This is a genomic window from Methylobacterium sp. AC315, from assembly GCF_979253755.1.
In genome coordinates, this window is the sequence record NZ_CEEDEA010000038.1 from 22752 (window position 1) to 29988 (window position 7237).

The 7237-nt window shown below is 68.0% G+C and carries 7 protein-coding genes; 2 read left to right on the forward strand and 5 right to left on the reverse strand.

Translation table 11 applies throughout. The annotated features are described in order from the left end of the window. Positions 1 to 39: 39 nt before the first annotated feature. Entirely contained in the window at positions 40 to 2262 is a 2223-nt protein-coding gene (locus tag AC0IY0_RS27750) for a xanthine dehydrogenase family protein molybdopterin-binding subunit (protein ID WP_419830058.1), read from the reverse strand. 14 nt (positions 2263 to 2276) lie between these two features. Beyond that, positions 2277 to 2747: a (2Fe-2S)-binding protein gene (locus tag AC0IY0_RS27755; protein ID WP_147939796.1), complete on the reverse strand. Its 471-nt coding sequence runs from the start codon at positions 2745 to 2747 to the stop codon at positions 2277 to 2279. Positions 2748 to 2880: 133 nt separating this feature from the next. On the opposite strand from AC0IY0_RS27755, the gene AC0IY0_RS27760 reads away from it, so the two are divergent. Then, positions 2881 to 3477, forward strand: coding sequence for a hypothetical protein (locus AC0IY0_RS27760; RefSeq protein WP_419830057.1), 597 nt, complete (start codon positions 2881 to 2883; stop codon positions 3475 to 3477). A 286-nt stretch (positions 3478 to 3763) separates the two neighbouring features. Here AC0IY0_RS27760 and AC0IY0_RS27765 read toward each other — a convergent pair whose 3' ends face one another. From AC0IY0_RS27765 to AC0IY0_RS27775, 3 genes are all read right to left on the reverse strand, one after another. Continuing rightward, a complete protein-coding gene (locus AC0IY0_RS27765; RefSeq protein ID WP_187278462.1) occupies positions 3764 to 3925 on the reverse strand; it encodes a hypothetical protein in 162 nt (53 codons plus the stop codon). A gap of 358 nt (positions 3926 to 4283) precedes the next feature. Further along, complete coding sequence (locus AC0IY0_RS27770; RefSeq protein ID WP_147939798.1) at positions 4284 to 5066, reverse strand: SDR family NAD(P)-dependent oxidoreductase; 783 nt, start codon at positions 5064 to 5066, stop codon at positions 4284 to 4286. Between the two features lie 84 nt (positions 5067 to 5150). After that, a complete protein-coding gene (locus tag AC0IY0_RS27775; protein ID WP_147939799.1) occupies positions 5151 to 6122 on the reverse strand; it encodes a cupin domain-containing protein in 972 nt (323 codons plus the stop codon). 218 nt (positions 6123 to 6340) lie between these two features. On the opposite strand from AC0IY0_RS27775, the gene rclC reads away from it, so the two are divergent. Then, on the forward strand, positions 6341 to 6976 hold the full coding sequence (rclC, locus tag AC0IY0_RS27780; protein WP_281407075.1) for a reactive chlorine resistance membrane protein RclC: 636 nt from the start codon (positions 6341 to 6343) through the stop codon (positions 6974 to 6976). Positions 6977 to 7237: the final 261 nt, after the last annotated feature.

Here is a 7237-nt window from a genome sequence, read left to right on the forward strand (position 1 = left end):
GACCGGCGCCGCGCCCCGACGATCCTGCCCATTCGCATTTCAGGCCCCTTGCAGGGCTGCCTTCACCTTGGCCGGGGTGAACGGCACGGACCGCACGCGCACGCCGGTCGCGTCGAAGATCGCGTTCGAGACCGCTGCCGGCACGATGGCGGCAGACGGTTCGCCGGCACCCCACGGCTTCTCGCTCGGCCGGTCGATCAGGTTGATCACGACCTCGGGCACGTCCGGGAAGGTCAGGATCGGGTAACTCGACCAGTCGAGGCTTGTGACGGCGCCGCGATCGAAGGTGACCTCCTCCAGCAGCACCCGGCTGACGGTCTGGATGACGTTGCCGTCGAGCTGGTTGCGCACGCCGTCCGGATTGATGATCTGGCCGCAGTCCTGGACCACGAAGAAGCGCGGCACCCGCACCTGCCCGGTGCTGCGGTTGACCTCGACCTCGGCCACGCCGGCCACGTAGGTACGGTTGAGCTCGTACTTCACGTAGGAGATCCCGCGGCCGCGCAGCACGTCGCCGGCGACGTCCTTCACCGGCGAGGGGCGCGCCTGCCACTTGGCGAGGTCGGCAACCCGCTTCAGCACCTCGATGCCGCGCGGATCCTTAAGCGCGCGCAGGCGGTACTCCAGCGGGTCGGCGCCGGCTGCCGCCGCGCATTCGTCGAGGAAGGCCTCGTTGGCGTAGGTGTTCTGCATCCGCCCGGGGGTGCGGATCCAGGAGGGCCGGAACGGCGTCGAGGCCAGCCGGTGGCAGACCGTGCGCACGTTCGGGAAGGCGTAGGGCAGCGCCGAGTTGCCGATGATGTTGCCGGGCGCCATCGTGGTCTCGTGCGGCAGGTCGGCCAGTGAGGCCGCCACCAGCGGCACGTTGCCGGCCGCTCCCTCCGGGATGTGGAACTGTGAGGACCAAGCGGCGACGTTGCCCTGCGGGTCGAGCCCGGCCTGCAGGTCGATCAGGGTCGGCGGTCCCTTCGGATCCCAGCCGTGCTCGTCGGCGCGCGACCACTGGACCCTCACGGGGCGGCCGACTGCGTGGGCGAGAAGGGCGGCGTCGCCCGCCGCGTCCTCGTGGCCGTTGCGGCCGTAGCAGCCTGAACCCTCGACGTAGATGCAGCGCACCGCCTCCGGCGCGAGGCCGGTCATGGCCGCGAGCTGCTTGCGCAGGGCGTGCGTCATCTGCGAGGCCGTCCAGCAGGTCAGGAACCCGTCCTTCAGCTCTGCGATGGCGCAGGACGGCCCGATCGAGCCGTGGGTGTGGATGGCGAAGTCGTAGGTAGCTTCGAGCTTCCGGGCCGCGTGGCCGAGCGCCGCCTCGGCATCACCCGTGCTGCTCGTGACGTCGTCCTTGGTGACCTTCGTGGCCCGCACGTGCTGCCAGAGCTTGTCCTGCTCGGGCAGGCCCTCCCAATTCGACCACGTCGCCTTCAGCTGTTTGGCGGCCTTCACGGCCGCCCACTCCTTCTCGGTGACGACGGCCAGGAAGTTACCCTGGCGCACGACCTTGATCAGTCCCGGGATGTCCGCGACCGAGGCCTCGTCCACGACCTGCAAATCCGCCCCGATGGTCGGGGGACGGACCACCCGCGCATGCACCATGCCGGGCACGCGGTAATCCTGCATGTAGGTGAAGCGACCGGTCATCTTCTCGGGGATGTCGATCCGCGCCACCGGCTTGCCGACGAGGGCGAACTGCGCCGGGTCCTTGGTCTTGACCGCCGGATCGACCTTGAGGTCGAGACGCCCATCCCTCACGAGGTCGGCGTAGGAGAGGCCCTGGCCACCAGCTTTCGGGCGGACCGTGCCGTTCTCGCTCACCAGCGCGTCGGCCGGTACGCCGAGGCGCTGGCTGGCCATCTGCACGAGGCGCGCGCGGGCCGTCGCCGCCGCCTGCCGGATCTCGACGCCGCCCTTCTGGATCGAGAGGCTCCCATAGGTCGGTCCCTGATCCGGCGTCAGCGCCGTATCGCCCTGGACAACGGTCACGCGGTTGAGCGGCAGGTCGAGTTCCTCGGCCGCGATCTGCGTCAGGGCGGTCTCGACTCCGGTGCCGAGATCGACCTTTCCGGAGAAGATCGTGGCGTGACCGTCGGCGCCGAGCGCCAGGAAGCTGTCGACGCGGTCCGGGGCGACGGGCTTCGCGAATCCGTTGGTGGCGACCGGCGCGAAGGTCTGGGCGCTGGCGCCGCGGCCGGACAGCGAGAAGCCCACGACGAGGGCGCCGCCCTGGAGAAGCAGGCTGCGGCGGGAAAAGACGGGTGCGTTCATGGCAACAACCTCCGTCAGAGCGTGCCGGCGGCGCGCTGGACGGCGCGCACGATCCGCTGATGGGTGCCGCACCGGCAGAGATTCTGGGCGAGCGCCTGCCGTATCGCAGTCGCGTCCGGCTTCGGCGTCTCGTTGAGCAGGGCGGCCGACTGCATGATCATGCCGTTGATGCAGTAGCCGCATTGCGCCGCCTGCTCGGCGATGAAGGCCGCCTGCACCGGGTGCGGCTTGTCCAGGCTGCCGAGCCCTTCGAGCGTTACGATCTTAGCCCCCGCCTTCAGGCTCGAGACCGGGGTGATGCAGGAGCGCACCGCCTGCCCATCGACATGCACCGTGCAGGCACCGCACTGGCCCAGCCCGCAGCCGAAGCGCGGTCCGTGGAGGCCGAGATCATCGCGCAGCACGTAGAGGAGCGGCGTATCGGGGTCGTCCACGCTCAAGGGCGCCGGGCGCCCGTTTACGTCCAGCGATATCGGCTGCGCCATCGGGCGTCTCCCTGGAACCATTCTCGGGTGCTCGGCCTATACCCGGCGTAGATCCGGAGCAACGCGGCGGCGTGACAGCGATTCCCATTCGCTTCAGGAGGCCGTGCTGCCCCCGGCGCCGTCAGGGAAGTACATGCCTTCGCAGAACCGCAGCCGATGCATCCTCGCTCTCTTCCTTGCGCTGTCCGCGGGGCCCGCGAGGGCGGCCGAGCGCCTTGCGCAGGATTGGCCCGAGCCGTCCCGCAAGGCCGCTGAGGCCGTCGCTGACAAGTACGGCGCACCACAGGAGCATACGGCGACGCTGCTGATCTGGTACCGCAACGGGCCGTGGATGCGGACGGTGGTGCACAAGGTCGGAGCCGAGCACGACTTCCCGGTCAAGCACAGCGACGTGCTGGAGCAGAGCCTGCCCTACAAGGTTCCGCTCAACCTCTTTAGCGCCGTCGCGACCTTCAACGGCAGCGTCATTCCGGACCGAACGCGAGGCACGCTCACCGTCTACGGCGCCAGCGAGGCCGAGAATGTCCTGAGCCTGAACTTAGCTCGGGCAGTGGTGCGCGGCGAGCTCACGGCGGAGCAGGCACGGGACAAGGAAGTCGCGGCCGCGCAGCAATTGGCGAACGGGCAGGTGCCGGACCTCGCGGCCAAGCTCACCCTCGATCAACAGCAGGAGGGCGACGTCTCCGACCCGGATACCGCGATGATCCTGCCGCCCAGCCGAACGCCATAATCCAGAATACGAGGCGCTCTGATCTGGCAACGCGTTGATCCATCGGCGCCCGCCGGCCGAGATTGTGGATTCTCACGCGGCGCACTACTCGACGCTCTGCACCGGCGTTGGATACGCCCGTGAAGAGCCCCGCGCCCTGTACCAATCAGCGCCTCGGCGGCCGCCACATCTTGCCGGCTAGACATCGGGGCTCCGGCAATCTCCCGGCGAAACGCCGCAATCCGGTCGAGAAGCGGCCGCCCCGCGAGGGACCGGCTTGTCCGGGACCGACGCTTGGGACTGTGCGTCAGACGCTCAGAACGATCTTTACGAGATGCTCATTTCTCCTCATGCGGGCGTGCACGATCGCCGCCCCAGCTAGGGCATAGCGGCCATTGATCGGCAGATAAAAGCTCCTGACCACCATCACCGGCCACAGGCCGGCCCGGACGCGCACGGTGCGCTTCATCAAGCCCTGCGAGCAGAGCCCATTGTGGTTGGCAGCGGGGGTCGATGCAGACCTTTTTCTGCACGAACGTTATTGTCGCGGATCGCTGTAGAGAACGTCCGCTTTTCCATTTAACCTACTACGAAGCGGGCCAGCTGCTTTCGGCCAGATCCCGTCGTTGCAGGTTGTCCGTATGCAAGTCTGTGATGAGTGGATTTGCGATGGTCCCCTTCCGGGCGGCGGCAGAAGTAGACACTGCCGTCGCACCCGCTCACGACCCATTGCAGTCTTTCAAAAGGTCTGCTCCTGGGTGTCTCATCATTCCAGAGCGACCAAGTTTGGCCTTCTCATGCGTCTGCATTGGGGAGGGGAGGGGGGATCAGATCTGGACCATCCCCCCATCGACGAACAGCTCGACACCGTTAACGAAGCTGGTCGCGTCCGAGGCCAGAAACAGGACAGCCGCAGCAACGTCCTCCGATCGGCCAATCCGATCCGATGGGATATTTGCGAGCATCCCCGCCTTGACCGCCTCGGCTTGTTCGCCGCTACCGAACAAATCGGTCAGCCCGGCCGTGTCAGTCACGCCGGGGCTTACGACATTGACCCGGATGTGCCTATCCTTGAGGTCCAGGATCCAACTGCGCGCGAAGTTGCGTACCGCCGCCTTGGTCGCGCTGTAGACACTGAAGGCGGGCGTGCCGGCCGAGCCGGTGGTCGAACCTGTGAGAACGACGGACGCGCCATCGCGTAGGAGCGGGAGCGCCTTCTGGACGGTGAACAGCACGCCCTTCACGTTGGTCGCGAAAATCGTGTCGAAGTGCGCCTCATCGATCGCCCCGAGCGGGGCGAAACTGCCCCCGCCGGCATTGGCGAAGACGACGTCGATCTGCGCGTGGTTCTGCCGGACCGTCTCGTAGAGCCGATCGATGTCGGCGAGCCGGCTCATGTCGGCCCGCACGCCCGTCACTTCGCCCTTGGTCGCCTCGCCGCCGATCACCGCGACCGCGGCGTCGAGTGCGTCTTGGCGCCGGCCGGTGATGAACACCGAAGCTCCCTCCGCCGCGAACGCCGTGGCGGTTGCGAGCCCGATCCCACTCGTGCCGCCGGTGACGACCACCACTTGGTTCGTGAACCTGTCGTTGCGCCTGATCGCGGTCATGTCTGCCTCCTCCGATGCGGGGAAGGTAGCCGGGGCGGCATCGCCCGTTGATGCCGGCCCGGCGCGATCCGATGACCGGCCGGATCAACCGGCCTGTGAGCTGTCCGCCTGCGTGATCCGCGCGCCCGCATCCCGACGCAGGCTGCCCGGACGGACGCCGTACTTGCGCAAGAACGCGCGGCTGAGCGCGGCTTGGGACTGATAGCCCACGTCAACCGCGATCTGGTCGAGCGAGCTGGTGTCTGTCCGCAGGCGGTGGCGGGCTAGCCCGAGCCGCAGGTCGGCGAGGAATTCCAGCGGCGCCATGTCCACCGCCTTGCGGAAGGCGCGCACCAGGCTCGCCCGTGAGGCGGCGGCGATCGAGGACAGCTCGTCCAGCGTCCAGGCGCGCACCGGATCGCGCACCATCGCGAGCACCGCCTGCGCCGTCACGCGCTGCCCGATGAGCCGGAGCAGGCCCTCGGCCGACGCGGAGGCTTCGAGGTGGGCGCGCAGCAGCATGATGAACAGCGCGCTAGCGAGATCGCTCGCGATTGCGATCGATCCGGGGCGGATATCGGTCAGCTCCGAGCGGATGCCGGCGACGAGGGGGCTGTATCGGCTGGCCAGAGGCTGCAGGCCGACCCGCAGCACGATCGTGTCGGGCAGCGCCGCCAAGATCAGGCTCTGGGGCGCACCTTCGAAGCTCAGCCGGCCGCATACCAGCTCGACGTCTGGCTCGACCCCAACGGTCGTCTTCAGCCGCAATTCGCCGATCCGCCGGACCGTGGTCACGGACTGCGCATGCCCGGCACTCTCAACCGCGCGCGTGGTATGAGCGTCGCCGTGCGGCAGGAGCAGGACGTCACCCGCTTCGAGCCGCAGCACGCCGGTCCCGTGGCGGTCGAGCAGCGCGCAGCCCTGCGTGACGATGTGGAAGTAGGCGTGGCCGTTCGGCTCGGGTTCGTGCGGGGACGTCCAAGCCCCGCCCAGGCGGCACACATCATCGAGCACGGGGCGCACACGCAGGAGCGGCGCGAGCCCGCTCAGGGTGTCATCCGTCATCCGCTCCGCCATGGCGCCCCTCCGCGGCGCGCTTGATCCGCGCGGTCATCATCCTGCGCCGGGCCGGCATCGCGAGACCCGGCGCCAGCGATCATCTTTGCGGCATCGAAGCAGGCGGTCATGTCCGCACCCAATCCCAGCCGTGAACGGCAGCGCCCGACCCGCGTCCATGAAGGTCGAACGCCGCCAATTTGGCAAGCATCCGACCTTTTGAACCAAGGAGCCACGTCATGAACACGCAGATCCGTCAGGTGCTCGGGATCGTCTCGGGGCAAAGATCCAACCGCATCGGCCTGGACGCCGTGCGGGTCGCCATCGCCACCATCTTCATCTGGATCGGGGGGTTGAAGTTCGCTCCCTACGAGGCCGACAGCATCACCCCGTTCGTGGCCAACAGCCCGCTGATGTCGTTTTTCTACAGGCACCCCGACCAGTACGCGCAGCACCTCACCCACGAGGGCGAACTCAAGCTCGCCGAGCGCGCTTGGCAGGCGGCGAACGACACCTACGCGTTCTCGAACGGCCTCGGGAGCGTCGAGATCGCCATCGGCCTTCTGGTCCTCGTCGGGCTGGTCTCGCGCCGCTGGGGTCTCGTAGGCGCGGCGCTCGCCTTCCTGACGCCGGTGGTCACGCTGTCGTTCCTGGTGACGACGCCCGAAGCCTGGGTGGCGGCGCTGGGCGATGCGCAGCACGGCTTCCCGTACCTGTCCGGCGGGGGGCGCCTCGTGCTGAAGGACATCGTTCTGATGGCTGGAGCTTGGCTCGTGGTGGCCGACGGGGCCCGCGCCGTACTCGAACACACGGTTCAGACCTCGGTGGATCGTGCCAGCCTGGGCGCTACCCTCGCGACCGCATCCCGAACCTAGGACCCGCGAGCGCCGCTCGTGCGCGGCGCTCGTTTTGGCGATGCGAGGCAGTGCGGAAGCTCTCCGGAGCGGAACGATTGCCTGATGTGAGGCCCCCCACAACCTGACCTTCGGAGCACAGACTATGACCGCCCGTGAACCTGCGTCCGGCGCCGCGAGACAAACGTTCTCCCTATCACGCCGCTGATCGTCCCCCTTTGAAGTGGTCCGCCCTGAAGTATGGCTTTTGAGCCGACAGAGGACGGAACCGATGGCCCAACG